Here is a 20,601-nt window from a genome sequence, read left to right on the forward strand (position 1 = left end):
TGATAATGGATCATCAACAAGATTTAGCTGCTAAACTCTTGGAATTCGAACGTCAAAAAGACATGACGGACACTGCAGTTGCCCTGGGAAGTCAACTTTCTGTTGAGCGTGTCCACGACATCAAATCACGTTCCACCCAGGTCACCGCAGAGGAAGCAGCAACGCTAGAACAGTTCATGCAGTCACAAGGCGACAAGTAGCAGCATGAGCTCAAATAAATCAACCGGCCATTAGTCTTCGGGTGCTGGCCGGTTTTCGTTTGCCCTTTTCGTAATCATTTTATAAAGCCTTTTCTTCTGTTGATAAAATTACTTGTCTTCATCATTACCTTTTCTTAAACTATTAGCGTTAATGTTTTTATTGCCGGAGATTAAGGGATATTTTCTTTTGATAAAATTCTTTGACCTCTGAAATAAATAATGCTAGTTTTTAGCTAGTTAAGTTTTTAATATTTCTTAATAAACGTTACCGATTTTTTATAACTTGGCTTAACCAATGATTACGATAATCATCACTCAAGGGGGACTGACCATGAAGGAACCAGAATACGATTCAAAGCTCCACTACAAAATGTACAAGAGTGGCCGGAAGTGGGTCGTTGCTGGTGTAACTGCACTGGCATTGTTAACTGCCGGCGGACACGTTGCACACGCTGACAGCAACCAAACAGACGGTAATCACGATGCTGACGCTAGCAAGGAAGCTAATGATACTAACAAGGACGAAACTACTCTGAAGTCCAGTGCCTCTGAAGGTAGTCAGCAAGCTGCTGTGAATAACAACGAACAGGAAAAGCAGGATCAAGCAACTGTAACCGACCAGCAGAAGAAGGAAGAAACTACTGTTGATCCGCAAAAGCAAGAAACTACTACCACTGACCAGCAAGCTGAACAACAAAAGTCTGCTGCACAGGAACAACAGACTAACAACGTTACCACTGTTTCATTCCGTCAGGTCGCTAACCAGCAACCAGTGAAAGCTGCACAGCTTGCTGAAAGCAAGACTGCCGTTCAAGCGCGCCAGGCAGAACGGGCTTATGTTCAAGTTGCCGCTGCTCCAGAACAAGTCAACCTGAGTTCCCTGCACTTTAGCAACAACCAACGGTGCCAAGACTTCATTCAAAGTGTTGCTCCTGGTGCTATCCAAGGCTGGAATAAGTATGGTGTTTTACCGTCAATCACCGTTGCCCAGGCAATCCTGGAAAGCGGCTGGGGATCTTCAACGCTGTCTACTCGTGCCCACAACCTCTTTGGGATCAAGGGTAGCTACAATGGCAACTACGTTAATATGCCAACCCGTGAAGTATACAACGGCCAGTCAGTTTACATTAACGACAACTTCCGGGCTTACGCTAACAACTCGGAATCCGTTGAAGACCACGGTAATTTCCTTTACGTCAACAGCCGTTACCGCAACTTGCTCGGCGACACCAACTACGTCAGCGTTGCCAACAAGTTACGTCAGGACGGCTACGCTACGGATCCGTCATACGCCCGCTTGCTGATTCAGCTGGTTCAAGAAAACGGTCTGACCCAACTTGACTCCGTTGCTTTCTCCGGACACCAAGTAATCATTAACAAGAACAACAACGGAACGAGCGACAATACCTACAACCAGAGTGGTTCACAATACTACACCGTCCAATCTGGCGACACTCTGTCCGGGATTGCTAGTTCATACAACACCACGGTTAACACCCTGGCGAACCTCAATGGCTTAAGTAACCCGAACATGATTTATGTTGGTCAACGGCTGCTGCTTCACGCCGGCTCTTCTAACACGTCCAGCAATAATAATTCTGCTTCCCAGAACACGGCAACGGCTGGTGAAACATACACCGTTCAGTCTGGTGACACCCTGTCTGGTATTGCAGCTAAGTTTGGGACTAACTACCAGTACCTGGCGAGCCTCAATCATTTAAGTAATCCTAACCAGATCTACGTGGGGCAAACTCTCCAGATCCGTGGTGGTTCCCAACCATCAGCTCCGGTTAACCACAATAATAGCAACGGCACATACACCATTCAAGCTGGTGATACCTTGTCTGGCATTGCGGCTAAGTTTGGGACGAGCTACCAAGCACTGGCCCGCCTTAATAACATCAGTAACCCGAACATGATTGTTGTTGGCCAAACATTACGGATTAATGGCAGTGCTAGCGCCAACGTTTCGCAACCATCAACCAGTTACAGCAGTAATGGGACTTACACCGTTCAAGCGGGCGATACCCTGTCTGGTATTGCTGCCAAATACGGGACGAGCTACCAGGCAATTGCCAGTCAAAACGGCATCAGCAACCCAAACGCCATCTACGTCGGTCAAACACTGCGGATTGGCGGGACTAGCGTCTCTTATTCCAACAGTTCCTCCAGTATCCGCGGCGGTTACACGGTTAAGTCTGGAGACACCCTGTCTGGCATTGCGGCCCAGTATGGTTTAAACTGGCAGGCAATTGCTAACAAGAACGGATTGACTGCCCCTTACGTTATCTACGTGGGACAACATTTAAGTCTCTAATAAAAGTAAAAAGTCAATTCTCCAATTAACAAAGGACGGGATTTGCTCCCGTCCTTTTCGTGTAGCTAGCACTATTTTTCATCTGCTTCAAGACTTGTTTTTAAATAACAAAAAGCATAAGCTAAGATAAATTAAATCAAAGGGAGTAGGGATCGTCATGAGAAATTTTCAGTCAGTCGATACAGAAGAGCTCAAGGCGATCAGCCAAGTGTTCAAGATGCTTGGCCACCCGAAACGACTCCGTTTATTATTCATGCTCTTACAGCATTCAATGAGCGTCTCCGAAATCAGCAAGGAGCTCAACTGGGAACAATCAGCAGTCTCCCACCAGCTCCAGCAACTCAGGCGTTGTAACTTAGTCGGTCATACTCGCAAGGGAAAGGTCGTTATGTACCACTTGAAAAACCCCCAGGCGATGACCTTGATTGCTGATATCATCAGTCATGCAGAACAATTAATATAAGAAAAGGGCGGCTGGATCGCGTGTCCAGCCGCCCTTTGTCTATTTCAGCTTCCAATTAAAAGTCACGACGATGGTCATTAACCAACCGTTCTATCGCCTCAGCCGCCGCTGGCGAGTGACAGATAATGATTAAAGTATCGTTACCCGCGACCGTTCCCGCGATTTGCGGTAGCTTAGCATCATCAAAGAGTCCTGCTAGTACAGTTGCGTAACTCGAATCAGGGGTTGTTTTCAAAACGTTAATAAACTGAACAGTAGAAATCTCTTCCACGTTATCATGAATGGCAGCGAATAATTCCTCATTCTGCCCCTGCCCTTCATTGCGTAATTGCGTGTACCGTGTTTGGCCATTGCTCGTTGCCTTAACAATGTTGAGTGCGTGGATATCCCGCGAAATGGTTGCCTGGGTAGCACTAACCCCTTGTTCACTTAGGAGGGTCAACAACTGGTCCTGGGTAGAAACCGGCTGTTCTTGGATCAGGTGAAGAATTAATTTGCGGCGTGTTTTGCGGTCCATTGCGCATACTCCTTATAATCAGTGGATATTAATACATTAATACTATACTCCATTCATGAAGCTTTTACCAGTTTCCTTCCAAGAGCAACTATTTCTGACGACCTCTTTGTTACTCTCCTGCTAACGCCTCAATAGGGTTAAGGCGAGCAGCTCGTCTGGCCGGCAATAAGGCAGCGACAAAGGAAATGATAACGGCAATCGCAAAGCCCATTACAACCGTTTCCCAGCTTAATTGGACCATGTTGTACTTCACGATCCGGTACAATGCCCGGTTCAGGAAGAAGGCCGCAATAAAGGCAATGATTTCGGCGAGGATTGCAGAAGAGAGACCAATAATGATCGACTCCGAAGTGAATAGTCGGCGAATATCCTTCCGCCGTTCACCAAGTGCCCGCAAAATACCAATTTCCTTGGTCCGTTCAGCAACCGACATATACATTGTCACAATAATCATCAATGCGGAAACCAATAGTGAGATGCCAGCAATTGCTGATAAAACTGTCGAAGCAACCTTGACGTAGTTATTGACAGTCTTCAAAATCGAGCCGACTGTAATTCCGCCCAGAATGTACTTGCCATCCACACCCTTCAAATTGTTAATCTTGTCAGCCACACCGCTGACCTGGTCTAGCTTAGCAACGCTGACCGCCACCGTGTTAGGGCTTGTCTCAGCGCCGGCAGCTTGGAAAGCATCACGATACGTTCGATATGAACTAGACGAAACAGCCATTCCACTGTTACTGCCGGTAAAACCAACCACCTTCAACTTTAAAGAAATCTGAACAGGCATGCCATCAGGCTTCAGCCAGTTAAATTCCATCTGAATTTTCTTGCCAAGCAGCGTTCGGTAGCTTGTAACGCTAGTAAGATTTTCCGCCGTTTTCCGGTCAAGAACAATTTCACCCTTACCTGGCTTGTGCCCCTGCTTAATGGAGTGGTTACTCTTGGAATTGCCCCAAGTATCAACACTGGATGCACTAACCGACTTAGCACCATGTTTAAACCGTGCCATGGTAATAATGTACCCAGGTTCCACATTCGACACGTTCTTCAGATTCCGTAAACGCTTAATTTCTTGCTGGTTAATTAGCATTGCCTGCGGGTCGCTGACATAATTTTGCGTCGTGTCCTGAATTTGCTGCATCGTCATCTTTTTACCAGTCGTGTTTCGCTGGACCGTAATCACCCGTGGGTTAACGAGGCTGTTGATTTGGTCGTTGATAAAACCGTTGACCCCTCTGCCAAGGGCCGTAAACAGCAAAACGGCAAAAATCCCGATAGCCGTGCCAATAATAATTAGTGAATTCCGCCAGAAGTTATAGCGAAAGTGCTTAAAAGCCGTTCGGTAACTGGCGGCAGCTGGCAGCACGCGTGATTGAAGGTGCACACTATCGGTTGGCAACGGATAGGGCGGACGTAGCTGATCGTCACCAGCCACTTGACCATTATCTAGGTGGACGATCCGAGTACCATGTTTAGCAACTTCTTGCGAGTGAGTAACCGCAATGACCAGTTTACCGTCCTTGGCGATTACATCCAGTAATTCGAGCACTTCCTGGGTGTTTTCTGCGTCCAGCGCCCCCGTTGGCTCATCAGCAATGATAATCTTCGGGTCAGCTGCCAGTGCCCGGGCAATCGCTACCCGCTGTTTTTGACCTCCCGATAGCTGGCGAGGATATTTAGCCACCTGGTCCCCCAAACCAACCTTTTCCAGTAACTGGAGCGCACGATCTTTCCTTTCGCTAGCGTTAAGGGTCGTCATATCTAATGACATCTGAACGTTATCAAGGACCGTCAAATGCGGAATTAAGTTATACGCTTGGTAGATATAGCCAACTGTTTCCCGCCGGTATTGGTCCATCATCCGTTCCTGTCGGTGGTCTAAGGCCTTGCCATTGACACTGACCTGACCTTCAAATTGACGATCCAGACCACCAATAATATTCATTAAAGTTGTCTTGCCACCGCCAGATTCACCCAAAATCGACACAAATTCCCCTGGATTAAAGGACAAGTTAATACCCTTTAAAACCGGAAACTCATTATTTCCCAGGAAATATGATTTCCTGATATTTGTTAACGTCAAATAAGCCAAAGTGGCACCCCATTTCTCACCAGTGCAAATGATCTTTAGTGATCATACCATTAATAAGAGAAATTTGACCACTTTTCACGACCCTTTATTCAAAACTATTACCGCCATTGTGCCCGCCAACAAGACCGGCTCGTTCAAGCATTGTCCCACCACGTTTTAAACTAGTGCCATAGAAAACGGCAGTTGGCCCAAACCGATCACGCAGCTGATCGACCAACCGATCGAATTGATACTGCTTAACCTGCTTTTGTGCGGGTGAAAAGAGGGAAAGCTGCTGTCCACTTAACTTGCTCAGTCTCCCCAAACTGACCGCAATATTGCGAACCGACTCACCATCCCATTCCTGCTTAAACATTAGTAGTAATTCTTTGACAATTTCGCGGCTATCCGCCGTAGTAGCAATTCGGTGGTGGTGGGCAAAGCCACTCCGCCCCATGGTATAACCCGAAAAACCGATCGAAAGCCCTATTTCGCCCGCTGCTTCACCGTGGTGGCGCATCCGCGAAGTGACCTGCTGGCCAATTTCTTTAATAACGACCGCAATCTCTTCTTCGGTATGGTAATCACGGGGAAGTACTTGTGAATTACTCCAGCTGCGTTCCCGCGACGGGGAAAACCTATTCAGCTCACTACGGTCGATTCCCCAAGCCAGAGCATAAAGCTGCTTACCAATCACTCCCAACCGGCTGCCAATCCAGTAAGGGTTAGACTTCGCAAGGTCGCCCAATGAATGAATACCGTAGCTTTCCAGGTGAGAAGCTGTTCGCTGACCAATACTCCAAATCTTAGTCAAATCGTTAACCGGCCAGACCATGGACGCAAAGGTCTGATATGACAGGCTTCCTCGCAGGTTCGGACTATGTTTAGCGAAGAGGTCCAGGGCTAGCTTTGCCTGCACAGGATTCTGGCCAATGCCAACCGTCACGTAGAGTCCCAACCGCTGGTAAACCGTTCGCTGAATCCGTTGCGCCACTTCATCAGGGGTCTTGCCAAAAAGACGCCATGAATGGGTCATATCAATAATTGTTTCGTCAATAGAATAAGGCCAACATTGCGCGCCAGCAGCAAATTGACGAAAAAGCTGGTTAATTACCAGGTTCTTTCTTATATAGAGGTTCATCCGTGGCGGAACCACCATTAGTCGCGGATCATCGGGAACTTCGTACGCCCGGTCAACGTTACTAATCTTAAATTGTTTCTTCGCCATTGGAGAAGCTGCTAACACCAACCCCCGTCCAGTATTTTTCGTTTCTGACATAACAATTAACGTCGCTTTTAATGGATCAAGTCCTCTCGCAACGCATTCGACACTCGCGTAAAACGACTTATTATCAATCATGAAAAAAAGACCATGCGGCTCTCTTGAGTAATCCATTCTCCCACCTCGCTATTTATTATAGCGAACAAACGTTCGATTAACAAATTGTCATTTGCTGACTATCAATGCGAAACCGTTTTCTTTCCCGCAGTAAAAACTATCAACTTATCTATCCCCGTTAGATACCGCCATGATGGGGATTATTCCCCAAAATTCACCTTGCAAGACTTTATTTTTTATGGTAGCCTAAAAAAGGTTTTGACGGGGGTTAACTCTCGTTATATAACTGAGAAAACTTTATATCAGAAAGGTGGATTTACACGTGGCAACTGAAAACAATCAGCCTAAGCAACATCATCGTTTGATCGAGTACGCTAACGGTGAGTCTCTGCAGGAAATCAATGGAACCGTTAAGGTCCCTCAAGGAAAGGGCTTCTGGCGAACCTTATTCGCTTACTCCGGCCCCGGCGCACTTGTTGCCGTTGGCTACATGGATCCTGGTAACTGGTCAACATCAATTACCGGTGGTCAAAGTTTCCAGTACACACTGATGACAACGATCCTGATTTCAAGTTTGATCGCGATGCTTTTACAATACATGGCAGCTAAACTTGGAATCGTTACTCAAATGGACCTGGCACAAGCTACTCGTGCTCGGACAGGCAAAGCCTTAGGGATCGTTTTATGGATCATGACTGAATTTGCCATCATGGCAACGGACATTGCGGAAGTTATCGGTGCAGCTATTGCGCTGAACCTTCTCTTCCACATCCCACTAGTACCCGCCGTCTTCATTACTGTCCTTGACGTCCTGGTACTCTTACTGCTGACCAAGATTGGGTTCCGGAAAATCGAAGCAATCGTTGCTTGCCTGATCTTAGTTATTCTCTTTGTCTTCCTATACGAAGTTATCCTCTCTCGTCCTGACTGGGGTGCCGCTTTTGCCGGCTTAATACCATCGCCAAAGGTCATTGCCAAAGAGCCAGTTGTTGGTGGTATTTCTCCACTGACTGGGACACTGGGGATTATCGGTGCGACGGTTATGCCGCACAACCTGTACCTGCACTCAGCTATTTCTCAGACTCGTGAAATTGACCATGACGATCCAGAAAGTGTTCGTCAAACCGTTCGTTTCACTACTTGGGACTCCAACATCCAACTGTCATTAGCTTTCGTTGTTAACTCCTTGCTATTAATCGTTGGGGTGGCCGTCTTCAAGATGGGGGCTGTTAAGGATTCCAGTTTCTTCGGCCTGTATGACGCATTAAACAACACCTCAATGCTTAGCAATCATATCCTTATTGCAGTTGCTAAGTCTGGTTTGCTGGCAACACTCTTTGCCGTTGCCCTGCTGGCTTCTGGTCAAAACTCCACGATTACCGGGACTTTGACTGGTCAGGTGATTATGGAAGGATTCATCCACATGCGAATGCCTCTATGGGCTCGGCGGTTAGTAACCCGTTTGATTTCCATCATCCCTGTGCTGCTTTGTGTCTCCTTCACTGCCCGTGATAGTGTGATGGAACAACATGCGGCCCTGAACATGCTGATGGAAAACTCCCAGGTCTTCCTAGCAATTGACTTGCCATTCTCCATGCTGCCGCTGATCATGATGACTGACAGCAAGCTGGAAATGGGTGAGTTCAAGAACAACAAGGCCGTTAAGATCCTTGGCTGGATTTCAGTCCTTGTCCTGACTGGCCTGAACCTCTACAACATGCCACAAACCTTTGAAGGTTTCGGTGTTTGGAACAAGACACTTGCGGATACCTTGGCATACATTACCATCGTCTTCATTATTGTCCTGTTAACTTGGACAATTGTTGAATACCGTCAAGGGGAAAAGCGTTTCTTGGCAGAACGTGAAAAAGCAGCGAAGGAAGCTAAGTAATTAATTATTCACTATCAATTAGTTTTACAGGGACGGTTGGCAAGCCAATCGTCCCTGTTTTAGTTTGCTATTCATGGCGGCTTTCGCCATGGTATAATACATTCATTAGTTAACGACGTCGAATGCGCCGTTTGATGAGGTGAAATCGATGAATAATGATCAACAACCGGACCGCAATACCCGGGTGGGCCGCTACGACACCCCACGGAAGAAATCCCGTAGTCGTCGTGAACAACGCCGGCAAAATGCAGCTGCTAACCAGCGCGGGATGCGTTCAGTCAGTTCACACAAACATAATGGCGGTAAGCGGCTCTTTTTTACTATCCTTGGCATCCTTGTAGTGGTCTTGGTGGCCACAATCATTGTCTTTGCCGTCAAGCAACAGAACCCGGTTAACACGGATAACAACAACACTACCGTTTCGTCTAGCTCGCGCAAGCACAAAAAGAAAAAGTCTCACAAGCGTCATCACAGCGAGGGTTCCATGAGTGAAACGGTCAATGAACCGGAAACGACTACCACCACAACGCAAACAACGCCGTCCAGCAGTAGTCAATCTCCCCAGCAACCGGAGAATAACAATAACCAGCAAGCAAATAGCAACAATAATAACAACAATGCTGGCCAGCAACAGAAGCCGGCTGAGAGTAGCAATAACAATAACAATCAACCTCAACCAAGTAATCCACCTGCTCAGCAGCAGTCACATTAATAAATATTCAGCGGTTGCCTTCGGGAATTAAATTAAATAATTCTCATTTAGTGCTTGACACCGCTAGTGTCAATGCTATACTGAAAAGCAATTAGAGGACATGCCCTCTCGCAGTTGTTATCCAGGGAGTCGGTGCCTTGGCTGGAAGCACCGTTAACCACTACGTAAGGAGTACCACCTCGTTCTTGCTACCCGAAATAAGGGCGGCCGGGCCGTGACCCGTTACCACGCCAAGAGAGAGTATTCGTATGCTCTGAATGTGGGTGGAACCACGCTGATTTTGTTATCAACGTCCCTAGTACTACAGTCGTAGTACTAGGGGCTTTTTATTTTTCATAAGGAGAGGATTTCGATGGCACAAGTACAATTATTATCACCAGATGGTTCAGTCAAAAAGGTTGACCGCGATTCTCAAGAAGCCCTGGCTGCTCTGCGGCAAACTGCCGCCTTGCTGCTGAAGGCTGCCTTGAAGCAGGAATTTGACGGGATTCGTTTAGGCGAAGCAGTTGTTGACGAGGATGGTTTCCACGTTGACTCCGATAAGGATGACCAACAGGTTTCCGTTGACCAACTTCCAGAACTCGCTGCAGCAATTAAAAAGATGGTCAAGGCCGACGTCAAGGTTGAACGGGTTGAAAGCAGCTTAGACGACGCACTGTCTAAGGCTGGTGACGACCAATACTCCCACGAGTTGCTGAAGGAAGCCGCTGATGGCAACAAGGTCATCTTATACGAAGTAAACGGCGTGATCGCCCCTGCCCAAGCTGATATCCTGCTCTACGCTGATATCATCAAGAACTACGACCTGCTGTCAGTTGCCGGTGCATACTGGAAGGGTATGTCCTCCAACCCAATGCTGCAACGAATTTACGGGACTGCTTTCTTCAAGAAGGCTGACCTGGAAGAAGACCTGAAGAAGCGCCAGGAAGCTCGTGAACGTGACCACCGGGTTATTGGTAACCAGCTTGACCTCTTCTTCGTTGACCCGAAGGTTGGTGCCGGCCTGCCATACTGGATGCCTAAGGGTGCAACAATTCGCCGGACGATCGAACGTTACATCATCGACCGTGAAGTGGCCGACGACTACAAGCACGTTTACACTCCTGTCCTGATGAACCTGGATGCTTACAAGACTTCTGGTCACTGGGAACACTACCGTGATGACATGTTCCCACCGATGGACATGGGCGATGGCGAAATGCTGGAACTGCGGCCAATGAACTGCCCAAGCCACATTCAGATTTACAAGCACCACATTCGTTCATACCGTGACCTGCCGCTGCGGATTGCCGAACTAGGGATGATGCACCGTTATGAGAAGTCTGGTGCCCTTTCTGGTCTGCAACGTGTTCGTGAAATGACGCTTAACGACGGCCACACCTTTGTTGCCCTGGACCAAATCCGGAGCGAATTTGCCAAGATTCTGAAGCTGATCATGTCAGTTTACGAAGACTTCGACATCACCGACTACAGCTTCCGTCTGTCGCTGCGTGACCCGAAGAACACCAAGAAGTACTACGCTAACGACGAGATGTGGGAACGTTCTCAGAAGCTGCTGAAGGCGGCCATGGACGACTTGAACCTGGACTACTACGAAGCAGAAGGTGAAGCTGCCTTCTACGGTCCAAAGCTGGATATCCAGACTAAGACGGCTCTCGGCAATGAAGAAACGATGTCCACTATTCAACTGGACTTCATGCTGCCTGACCGCTTCGGCCTGACTTACGTTGGTAAGGACGGCAAGGAACACATGCCAGTGATGATCCACCGTGGGGTTGTCGGGACGATGGAACGGTTTGTGGCTTACCTGACCGAAATCTACAAGGGTGCTTTCCCAACTTGGCTGGCACCTGAACAAGTCCACATCATCCCGGTTTCTGACGACAAGCACGGTAAATATGCTGAAGAAATTGCCAAGAAGATGAAGGCTGCTAACATCCGGGTTGTCGTTGACCACCGGAACGAAAAAATGGGCTACAAGATTCGTGAAAGCCAGACCCAGAAGGTGCCATACACCCTGGTTGTCGGTGCCGACGAAATGAAGAACGGTGGCGTTTCCGTCCGGAAGTACGGTGAAAAGGACCAAAACGAAATGTCCCTTGATGACTTTATGAAGGAAATCCTCGACGACATTGCTTCATATTCACGGGAAAAGTAAACCTAAATAACTAATCGTCGCTGACACCTCCCATGGTATTAGCGGCGATTTTATATATCCATATAGCAAAAAGCACCTCTGTATCATCAAGCGGGTTTAACCCGTTGTTGACAATGCAAAGGTATTTTTTAATGGCTATTGTTTAAGATAGTCGGTCAACCGTTGCAGCTGGTAGGACCCCCGCGTACGTGGGTAAATGAACAACTCTCCCCATCAGATAAGTCACTAATTAAGAAAAAAGACGTCGATCAGCTTGCTCAGCAGTACCGAAACAGCCATCCTGAAGTAGTCAACAGATTGAATAAACTGTTAGCTGCATTGGCTGGTCTTAATGATGGTACTACTGAAATCGTTGGTAGTGTTTTAAATCCACTAGTCACCCAAAAAATGACCAGCCCGGTGATATCGGCCAGGGAATACTCAATAACATTCACGACTAGTAAAATAAAGGATCTGGACGCCTACTTGCGCAGCCCAGATCCTTTTTATATTCCTTGCCACTGACATTTTTTAATATCGACGTGGTCAACATCCTTGAAGGGCACTCCCTCTGCCGCTAGCATTGGACCCTGGTCAACCCAGCCGGGGACCAAGCGGCCGTTGGCGGTCACGACCCGGTGACAGGGGTGGTGTCCCACGCCGCCAAATTTGCCAAGAACTTTCCCAACCAGACGGGCGTTTTGCGGGCGTCCAATTAAGCGGGCAATCTGTCCGTAGGTTGCCACCCGACCCTGCGGAATAATGTCGACCATTTGCAAAACCGCCGTGGTGAATTGTTCATCAATTTTTGTCATTATTGCCCACTCCTTGCCGAGTGACCATCAGGAAGATGGCCAGGCCAATGATAAAAAGGATGCTCAGCGAACCGGCACCAAGCGTTGACTTACCGGTTAACTGTGAAACGACCCCGACTAATACCGGCCCGATAATTGCCGAGAACTTACCGAGAATATTGTAAAAGCCGAAAAACTCGTTACTAGCTTTTTTAGGAATCAACCGCCCAAAGTAGGATCGTGATAATGCCTGGATCCCGCCCTGACTTGTCCCGATCAGTACCGCTAGGAACCAGAAATCAAAGATCGTCTTCAGCCTAAACGCGTACAAGCAGATAATAACGTAGACGATAATTCCTAAAACCAGCGCCCGCTGGGTACCAATCTTGCCAGCCAGCCACCCATAAAAGAGTGAACACGGGACGGCAATTAGCTGCACGGCCAGCAAGACCACCATCAGCATCCCCGTTTTAACACCAAGGTCCTTACCAATCGACGTTGCCATGGTAAAGATCGTATCAACGCCATCAATATAAAAGAAGTAGGCGACTAAAAACCAGCAAGCCCGTCGGTAGCGGCTGAGGTGGGTAACTGTTTGCTTTAATCGGCGTAGACTATCTTTTAAGGGTTGTTCAACAGCTACCATGCTGTATTTCTGGTGCCCGTGACGGAGGAGCGGCCAGCCAAAAATGATCCACCAAGCAGCCGCCAAGATAAAGCTAAACTTAGCGATAGCCAGACTCGACAGCTTGCCGCCAAAGCCGTTGGTCAATTCGGGGATGAGAAAAATGATAAAAGCAATTACCCCACCGAGGTAGCCCATCGAATAACCAGCTGTCGAGACACGGTCCATTTCTTCGTTGGTAGCAACGTCAGTCAGAAAACTGTCGTAAAAGAGGTTACCGCCAGAATAGCCAATGCTGGCAAAAATGTAAACCAGTAAGAGCAGTAACCATTGTTGGCTTGGCACCAGCGCCAAGCAGAAGGTGAGAACAATACCTGCACAAGAAAAAGCACTTAACCATCGCCGTTTCATATGCGGGTAATCGGCCAATGTTCCGAGGAGGGGTGCTAACAACGACACAACGAGCGTGCCAATGCTGTTGGCATAACCCCAGTACGCCGTCGAATTGGCGGCACTAACCCCAGCAGCTTCCGCAATGGTCTTAAAATAGACCGGTAGGACCGCCGTTGTTACTAGGATCCCGTATCCAGAATTAGCCCAATCATAAAAGATACACGACCATTGTTGCTTATTAAACTTCACTCCGTCATCTCCTTATTTCAAAACATCAATTGCCTGCCCTGCCGTCGGTTGCGGGTAAGATAAACCTAACAGTTTGGCAAAAGTTGGTCCTTCGTCAACCAGGTGAGCATGGTCAATTACCGTTGACTTTTTAATATCTGGTCCCTCAAACATAATGGTGGTGTAGTAATTATCCTGACTAGGTCCGTAACCATGGACGCCACGGTACCGGTCATGTGTCCCCAGTGACTGTGGATCGACCTGTTCAACTATCGCCGGCCGGTTCACTTCGTCAGTAAAGTAGTAACCGGGTACCGCTTCGACCAGGAAAGTACACTGCGAATCAGCACCAAGAGCTGCCGCTTCTTGCGCGGTATAAAAATGCTGCACACCGTCAACGGCCTCGATCATCTTTTTTAATTCTTTTAGGTTAATGTTCCCGCGAGTATAAACGTAGGTCTCCCCGTCACAGGTCTTAGCAGTGACCTGCCAATCTGTCTGATAAACACTCTTCCCCTTCAGCGGGTGTAACCAGCCATGTTGGGCAAAGAGAACGTTCAGGTGAATCATTGAATGGACATTGATCTGGTAATGGTCACCAAGAATCGCAAAATTGGTTTGTCCAAAGTTGCCGGCATCCTTCACGGCCTGCATAATCTGGGCCACCCGTCGGTCTAACCGTTGCCAAGCTCCCCGGGCTTCAGTTGACCGGACCCCATAATGATGACAATGACTATCCATGTCGACCAGGTGAATCAACGTCAAATCCGGCTGCTTATTTTTAAGGGCGTCAACCGCACAGGCAGTCACGAAGTCGTCAAGCCATGGCTGTTTGATCCCGTGGCGAAGGTGACCATACTTGTGGTTCATTTCCAGTAAAAACAGCGGCGAGCTGGCTTTAAGTGATACCAGTACCTGGTTGGTCCAAATCCGGTTGGGAAAAATTTCGGCAATATTATACGTAATCTTACTGTCAGCGGTAACGGGCCATAAAAACGCAGCCGTCGTCATCCCCGCTTGTTCGGCAACATCGTAAAGCGGGGTTGATTCAACATCCTTCCGGTACCAGTACCAGTCCGGAGATATTCGTTGCGGTTGGAGCTTGGTGTTATTGACAATTCCGTGGACCGCTGGGTACTGTCCAGTAATGATTGACGTATGGGACGGGTAAGTCAGTGTCGGGTAAATGCCCGCGACGTGCTGTACCCAGGTTCCAGAATTACGAATTGCCTTAAGGTGTGGTGCCTGGTCAATCCACTCGTCAAGGTCACGAAACCCCATCGAGTCGAGTGAAATGACAACAAGTTTATGTGCTTTCATTTTTCTTCAGCTTTCTTTTAACAAATTGTCTCTATTGTACGCATCTTTACTAACTATAAGTCAATCACTTTTTGGTGAACGTTTCACGTGAAACAACTGCAGACAAAACTCGCAATTTATCGCAAGACCCCTGCTTATCGGCTCAATTGCGGTAAAATAGAGATATAGACGATTAATTCATGCAAAGGAGTTTTGACAATGAAACAAATCAAAAGATCTGCCTGCACCTCGATCATGGTCGGCAAGAAGGCATCCCTAGACGGTTCAGCTTTCATCAGCCGAAACGAAGACCGGGTCAAGGCCATCGAAACCAAACGCTTCCTAGTCAAACCGGCGGTTACTGGTCGTGATGAAACCTATGTTTCACCATACAACAAGCTTACTGTTAAGTTGCCGGCTACGGGGATGCGCTACACATCCACCCCAAGTGGTGATCAAACTGCTGGGCCAAACGAAGAAGACGGATTTAACGAGGCTAACGTCGGCGAAAGTGCGACCGAAAGTGTCTACGCTAATACCCGGGTTCTCGCCTACGACCCCTTCGTTAAGAACGGGTTGGCGGAAGATTCTATGACCACCCTGGTCCTGCCCTTCATCCATTCGGCTCGCGAAGGGGTTGAATACCTTGGCCGGCTCGTTGAAAAATACGGCTCGGCGGAAGGCAACGGTGTTCAATTCATCGACCGTGATGATGTCTGGTACATGGAAATCGCCACTGGTCACCAGTGGGTTGCCGTTCGAATCCCTGACGACTGCTATGCCGTCGCCGCTAACCAAATTGCAATCGAGCAGATTGACTTTGACGATCCAAATAACTACATGTGGTCGCCTAATATCCGCGAGTTTGTTGAAGAACACCAGCTCAATCCTGACGAAGACCAGTGGAACTTCCGCCACATTTTTGGCACCAACACCAAGAAAGATCACCACTATAACACCCCCCGGGTTTGGTTTGCCCAACGGTACCTGAACCCGGTTGCCGCTGCGAACCAGGGCCCGGAAGATCCTGACATGCCATTTATCCGCAAGCCGGAAAGAAAGATCAGCGTCGAAGATATCCAATACCTGCTCGCCTCTCACTACAACGAAACCGTTTATGACCCGCTTGGTAGCGGAACAGCTGAACAGCGGAAGGTTTACCGGGCGATTTCCCTGTCGCGGACCGCTCAGTCGCACATCCTGCAGATGCGGACTAACGTTGACGAAAAACACGCCGCCGTCCAGTGGGTTGAATTTGGCGTCCCGAGTTTCTGTCCGTGGGTTCCATTCTTCACCAACGCTGATGATACTGACGCTTCTTACCGGGAACTGCCAGCTCACATGGACTGGAAGAACGCTTTCTGGATGTATGAAGCCCTGGCAACCATCGTTGAATCACACTACAACGAGTTCATTGAACCCGCTGAGGACTACAAGAAAGAACTCAATTCCTGGGCGCGTCGTCACCTAGCTGAAGTGGACCAACGTGCCGCTGGCCTTGATGGTAAGCAGCTGACAACTTACCTCACTGCCCAGAACCACCTGATCGCTAAACACTATCAGCTAGAAACGCGGAAGTTAATCATGCAACTGTTAACTGATGGCGCAGCGCTCTCTCAGCTAACGTTTAAGATGGATCCTAACCTGTAAAACATCACCAATATAAAATAGCTCCTGGAGCCGCACAAACGGTTTCAGGAGCTATCTTTTTATATCTTTACTACTATTACTTATGTTTCTTCGCGGCAATCGATGCCCGGAGCTTTTCGTGACGAGCGTGGGTATTACCGTAAGTAAACTTAACTGCTGGCGACATGACTACTGGCATGATAATTACCAGAAGAATCAAACCGACAATTACCGTCGTCGCCACTTCAATCAGCGTTGGAATCCCTGATGGAATCAGCGCAGCAAACGTCCCGGAAAGGATAATTGCCGCTGAGATAACGACGTTCCCGATGTTGGCACATGCCCGCAGGATGTTCTTATTCGGATCATCCTCGGCATCCTGGTAGTCCAAGTAGCGACGCATCAAGAAGATACTGTAGTCGACCCCGAGGGCAATCAGCATGATGAAACCAAAGAACGGTGTGTTCCAGGTCAACATGTCGCGACCCATTACCAGGTTGATCATCCAGTGGTTAATTGACAGCGAAGCCAGGTAGGCCAGAACCAGCGTCCCCATGATATAGAGTGGCTGGAGCAGTGACCGGGTAATGAACATCAGTGCTAGTGAAATACCGACGATCATGATCACTGCAGTTCGAACAAAGTCGCCGCTAGCGGTCTTGCGGGTGTTGTAAATCCGTTCGGACTGACCACTCATTGCAACCTTAGCGTCTTCCAGGCTGGTCCCCTTCAACGACTTCCGTGAAATATTCGACAGCGAGTTGGCCAGGGCTGCTGCCTGGTAGCCAGACGGGTCCGTCTTGAAGACGATCTCGATCCGGGCCGTCTTCTTGTCGTGTGACAAGTAAGTCTTCATTGCTGGCCGGAAAGTCTTACTGTGGAGAACAGCGTTTGGAATGTAGAAGTGGTTAGCAGCAGCGGAATTCTGCAGTCCACCCAGGTAAGTGGACCCGGCTTGTAACCCAGTTCCTAACTGCTGGAGTCCGTTCGTCATTGCTGGACTAGCAGCTGCCAGGCGGTTAATTCCAGTATTGAGCTGAATCATTCCCTGGGTTCCCATGCCAACAGCACTTTGCACTTGGCTGAGTCCACCAGTTAATTGCTGGATGGCCTGAGCGGCACCTGGTAAAGCAACATTAGAGGCTGCCGCTAACTGAGCAACGGATGCCTTCAACGTCTGCAGCTGACCCATCAGGCCGCCTAATGACTGGGCAGACCCGGCAACATTATTGAGTGAGTTACCTAGTGAGCGGTCAGCAGCCCCAGCAGCCTGCAGGTTGCCGGCAACTGACTGCAGCTTGCCAGCCAGAGCGGCCTGCTGAGAACCAGCAGAACTTTGAACGCCGTGCAAAATCTGGTTCAAGGCCCCGCCCATCACTTGCTTTTGCTGATCATTTAGGTGGGCAGCATCCATTGCTGCTGCATATTGTTGTTGAATAGCACTGGTGTCAGTACTCCCACTCCCTTGAATACTCCTCAGGGTGTTACCAGCTTCATTCAGGTTGTTCCCAATAATCTGAGCCTGCGTTCCAACATTGGTTAACTCGTTAGTCAAGCCAGCGGTGTTGATGGAAGCACCCTGGGCGTTGAGCGCACGGTTAAGTTGCTGAATCCCGCTATTCAGTTGTGGCAGTCCCCGTTGGAGAGCCGCTAACTGGGCAGCGTTAGAACCTGACATTGAGGCATTAAGTTGTTGGCTCAACTGCGTCAGTCCGTTAACCAGCTGCTGGCTACCAGCGGATAACTGGTTAATCCCGTTACCCATTTGCTGGCTACCATTAGTCAGTTGACCAACACCTTTCTGGGCAGTTCCCAGTTGTTTGTTTAGTGTCCCTACTTGGTTGTTAACGTAGAGTTTCTTGATCTTGCTACCGTCAGGACGGGTCACTGACGCTGCCAGCTTAACGTCCTTATTGGCGGCAATCTGCCCCGTCAACTGGTCAATCAGCATTAGGTCCTTCTGGTTATCCAACCGGTGATCAGCATGGATGTAAAGGGTTGACGGTTCTGCAGTCCCCTTGGAGAAGTGGTCCTGGACAACCAGATAACCCTTCTTGGACGGAACACTATCGGAAATTTCCGAAGCATCGTTATAGTCCAGCGGGTGCTGGAAAGTTAACGCCAGCGGAACCATAATGACGGCCACTAACCCCAGCGCCAAGAACGGGTGCAGCAGTGAGTGTTTTGACAGCCACTGCCAGAGCGGACTGTGCGTTTCACCCTCAAACTTCTTAACTGGCCAGAACATCCGCTTCCCCAAAACGATCATAAAGAAGGGGTTAAGCGTCAGCAAAACAATCAGCAAGACAGCGACACCAACGGCGACACCAACCGCGGACCGGTAAATACTAAAGCGTGCCAACCCAAGGGCGGCAAAACCAATCAGCAGTGAAGTACCGGACATCAGAATCGTCCGGCCAGCTTTCCGGCGAGCGTCGAGGGTCGCCTCAATGTTATCCATCCCCGACCCGAGGTTTTCCTTATACTGGTCATACAAGAGGATGTTGTAGTCAGTCCCGATCCCGAAGAGGACGATGACCATGAAGACCTGCGTAAAGTTGGAAAACGGGAAGTTAAACTTCTCAACCAGGTTAGTAACCAAACTGAAGGAGGTGATAAACGAAACACCGACCGTCAGTAAAGAAATCAGCGGAACAATTGGTGACCGGAAGACCACCACCAAGACAATAAAGATAAAGATGACCGAGATCACTTCCGTCTTCTTAATCCCTTCCTGGATGGCACCAGAGAAGTCATCCTCTAGCGTCTTGGCCCCCGTAACGTAAGTCCGGATACCTTTCATCTTAATGGCATTTGACAGCTGTTTATTAGACTTCGAAACGGTCAAGTGGTCGTTACTAATATTTAACTGCACCAGAACAGTTGACTTATCCTTAGAAATTAACTGCTTACGGGTCGCGGCGTTATCATAAGCCGCTGTCATACTCTTAATCCCGTATTTTGATTTGTGATCGCGCAGTTCCTTAATTGTCTTCTTGACCCGACGGGTATCCGCCTTAGTCATCGCAGAATCACCATTATTGAAAACCAGAGCCGTTTCGTAAGTATTCTTCGTCCCTTTTCCCCAGTGATTGCGCATCGTATCAGCAACTTCACTCTGCACATTTGACGGCAAAGTGATGTCTGAATGTGCCCTTGTCAGGGCATTAATATTTGGTAACAAGACAATCGCCGCGACGACGATCACAACCCAGGCCAGCAGGGAGCCTAGGTGTCTGTCTCTTATCCACTTCAAAATTATTCCACTCCCTTTTTCTCTGCTGTACTTGGCGAGATCAGCCGCATAAGCATCAAATCATAAGCGTGCTGCCGCCCCTGGCAATTCTTTGTCTTGTTGCGATGGTCTGGCAAAAGGTCAATAAAAATAAAACCAAAGGCCGCCCCGATTAACATCTGCGGGTCAGTTGTCTTTTTGATCTCTTCATCCTCATTGACTATCTTCTTGACAATCTCAACAATCTTTTCCAGTTCAGCTTGAACATTATGCTCGTGCGGGTTTACCTGCATCATGTAAAAAATGCTGGTCATGAATGGCTGCTTAATAATCTCATTGCGGACGATATCGCCCATTTTCATAATTGCTAACTTGCCAGACAGACCCACAATTGAATCCACAATTTGCTGATACAACTCGTGTAATACATGTGCTCCCACTAAAGACACTAGTTCATCACGATTACTAATATAGTGATACAGCGACTGTGAGCGAATATTTAACCGCTTGGCCAACGTGCTAATAGTAACCTTCTGTAAACCATCTTGCCGTGCTATGTCCGTTGCGGCCGCTACTACCTTATCGATACTGAGTGTCCGTGATGCTGCCACGATCTCACCTCCCTTGATACAAGCAGTTTATATCTTACTACTATCTAGTTCAATCTACAATCTGTAGAATATGTTTCTTTTTTGAAAATTTCCCGGGAAATTAAAAAGGCCGGGGATTCATCCCCCAGCCTTTTTGG

General features: G+C 48.3%; 15 protein-coding genes. 7 read left to right on the forward strand and 8 right to left on the reverse strand.

Going from position 1 to position 20,601, the window contains the following annotated elements; translation table 11 throughout:
• Positions 1–5: 5 nt before the first annotated feature.
• The 3 genes from C1710_RS03310 (at position 6) to C1710_RS03320 (ending at position 2,980) form a co-directional block, all read left to right on the forward strand.
• A complete protein-coding gene (locus C1710_RS03310; protein WP_102280012.1) occupies positions 6–200 on the forward strand; it encodes an LBP_cg2779 family protein in 195 nt (64 codons plus the stop codon).
• A 331-nt stretch (positions 201–531) separates the two neighbouring features.
• Positions 532–2,517 carry a LysM peptidoglycan-binding domain-containing protein gene (locus C1710_RS03315; protein WP_102280014.1) on the forward strand — a complete coding sequence of 662 codons (1,986 nt, stop codon included), beginning with the start codon at positions 532–534 and terminating at the stop codon, positions 2,515–2,517.
• A 157-nt stretch (positions 2,518–2,674) separates the two neighbouring features.
• Positions 2,675–2,980 (forward strand): ArsR/SmtB family transcription factor, encoded by a 306-nt coding sequence (locus C1710_RS03320; protein WP_102280016.1) that lies wholly within the window; start codon positions 2,675–2,677, stop codon positions 2,978–2,980.
• 55 nt (positions 2,981–3,035) lie between these two features.
• On the opposite strand, the gene C1710_RS03325 is transcribed toward C1710_RS03320, so the two are convergent.
• From C1710_RS03325 to C1710_RS03335, 3 genes are all read right to left on the reverse strand, one after another.
• The gene (locus tag C1710_RS03325) at positions 3,036–3,497 is read right to left on the reverse strand and encodes an arginine repressor (protein WP_102280019.1); all 462 of its coding nucleotides are present in this window, start codon (positions 3,495–3,497) and stop codon (positions 3,036–3,038) included.
• A gap of 109 nt (positions 3,498–3,606) precedes the next feature.
• Positions 3,607–5,592: an ABC transporter ATP-binding protein/permease gene (locus C1710_RS03330; RefSeq protein WP_102280022.1), complete on the reverse strand. Its 1,986-nt coding sequence runs from the start codon at positions 5,590–5,592 to the stop codon at positions 3,607–3,609.
• Between the two features lie 85 nt (positions 5,593–5,677).
• Complete coding sequence (locus C1710_RS03335; RefSeq protein WP_102280025.1) at positions 5,678–6,967, reverse strand: Y-family DNA polymerase; 1,290 nt, start codon at positions 6,965–6,967, stop codon at positions 5,678–5,680.
• 265 nt (positions 6,968–7,232) lie between these two features.
• Between C1710_RS03335 and C1710_RS03340 the strand changes: the two genes are divergently transcribed.
• From C1710_RS03340 to thrS, 3 genes are all read left to right on the forward strand, one after another.
• Positions 7,233–8,801, forward strand: coding sequence for an Nramp family divalent metal transporter (locus C1710_RS03340; protein ID WP_102280027.1), 1,569 nt, complete (start codon positions 7,233–7,235; stop codon positions 8,799–8,801).
• A 148-nt stretch (positions 8,802–8,949) separates the two neighbouring features.
• Positions 8,950–9,513, forward strand: a complete 564-nt coding sequence (locus C1710_RS03345; RefSeq protein ID WP_102280029.1) for a hypothetical protein — start codon at positions 8,950–8,952, stop codon at positions 9,511–9,513.
• 352 nt (positions 9,514–9,865) lie between these two features.
• Positions 9,866–11,671, forward strand: a complete 1,806-nt coding sequence (thrS, locus tag C1710_RS03350; RefSeq protein ID WP_102280031.1) for a threonine--tRNA ligase — start codon at positions 9,866–9,868, stop codon at positions 11,669–11,671.
• Between the two features lie 485 nt (positions 11,672–12,156).
• On the opposite strand, the gene C1710_RS03360 is transcribed toward thrS, so the two are convergent.
• The 3 genes from C1710_RS03360 to C1710_RS03370 are packed head-to-tail and all read right to left on the reverse strand — an operon-like array spanning position 12,157 to position 15,010.
• Positions 12,157–12,465 (reverse strand): MGMT family protein, encoded by a 309-nt coding sequence (locus C1710_RS03360; protein WP_102280037.1) that lies wholly within the window; start codon positions 12,463–12,465, stop codon positions 12,157–12,159.
• Positions 12,452–13,711 (reverse strand): MFS transporter, encoded by a 1,260-nt coding sequence (locus C1710_RS03365; protein ID WP_102280039.1) that lies wholly within the window; start codon positions 13,709–13,711, stop codon positions 12,452–12,454. The genes C1710_RS03360 and C1710_RS03365 overlap by 14 nt, the downstream gene beginning before the upstream one ends.
• 12 nt (positions 13,712–13,723) lie before the next feature.
• A complete protein-coding gene (locus C1710_RS03370; protein ID WP_102280041.1) occupies positions 13,724–15,010 on the reverse strand; it encodes an alkaline phosphatase family protein in 1,287 nt (428 codons plus the stop codon).
• Positions 15,011–15,208: 198 nt separating this feature from the next.
• Between C1710_RS03370 and C1710_RS03375 the strand changes: the two genes are divergently transcribed.
• Positions 15,209–16,639 carry a C69 family dipeptidase gene (locus C1710_RS03375; RefSeq protein ID WP_146002364.1) on the forward strand — a complete coding sequence of 477 codons (1,431 nt, stop codon included), beginning with the start codon at positions 15,209–15,211 and terminating at the stop codon, positions 16,637–16,639.
• 76 nt (positions 16,640–16,715) lie between these two features.
• On the opposite strand, the gene C1710_RS03380 is transcribed toward C1710_RS03375, so the two are convergent.
• Positions 16,716–19,877, reverse strand: coding sequence for an MMPL family transporter (locus tag C1710_RS03380; RefSeq protein ID WP_102280043.1), 3,162 nt, complete (start codon positions 19,875–19,877; stop codon positions 16,716–16,718).
• Complete coding sequence (locus C1710_RS03385) at positions 19,877–20,464, reverse strand: TetR/AcrR family transcriptional regulator (protein ID WP_180961290.1); 588 nt, start codon at positions 20,462–20,464, stop codon at positions 19,877–19,879. Before C1710_RS03385 ends, C1710_RS03380 begins: the two co-directional genes overlap by 1 nt.
• Positions 20,465–20,601: the final 137 nt, after the last annotated feature.

Origin of the sequence: [Lactobacillus] timonensis (assembly GCF_900240275.1) — a bacterium.
Classification (GTDB): Bacteria; Bacillota; Bacilli; order Lactobacillales; family Lactobacillaceae; genus Limosilactobacillus; species Limosilactobacillus timonensis.

Excerpts from the sequence above, each read along its gene's own strand:
- C1710_RS03310 (WP_102280012.1), top strand. The coding sequence starts at position 6 with ATGGATCATCAACAAGATTTAGCTGCTAAACTCTTGGAATTCGAACGT.
- C1710_RS03315 (WP_102280014.1), top strand. The coding sequence starts at position 532 with ATGAAGGAACCAGAATACGATTCAAAGCTCCACTACAAAATGTACAAG.
- C1710_RS03320 (WP_102280016.1), top strand. The coding sequence starts at position 2,675 with ATGAGAAATTTTCAGTCAGTCGATACAGAAGAGCTCAAGGCGATCAGC.
- C1710_RS03325 (WP_102280019.1), bottom strand. The coding sequence starts at position 3,497 with ATGGACCGCAAAACACGCCGCAAATTAATTCTTCACCTGATCCAAGAA.
- C1710_RS03335 (WP_102280025.1), bottom strand. The coding sequence starts at position 6,967 with ATGGATTACTCAAGAGAGCCGCATGGTCTTTTTTTCATGATTGATAAT.
- C1710_RS03345 (WP_102280029.1), top strand. The coding sequence starts at position 8,950 with ATGAATAATGATCAACAACCGGACCGCAATACCCGGGTGGGCCGCTAC.
- thrS (WP_102280031.1), top strand. The coding sequence starts at position 9,866 with ATGGCACAAGTACAATTATTATCACCAGATGGTTCAGTCAAAAAGGTT.
- C1710_RS03360 (WP_102280037.1), bottom strand. The coding sequence starts at position 12,465 with ATGACAAAAATTGATGAACAATTCACCACGGCGGTTTTGCAAATGGTC.
- C1710_RS03370 (WP_102280041.1), bottom strand. The coding sequence starts at position 15,010 with ATGAAAGCACATAAACTTGTTGTCATTTCACTCGACTCGATGGGGTTT.
- C1710_RS03375 (WP_146002364.1), top strand. The coding sequence starts at position 15,209 with ATGAAACAAATCAAAAGATCTGCCTGCACCTCGATCATGGTCGGCAAG.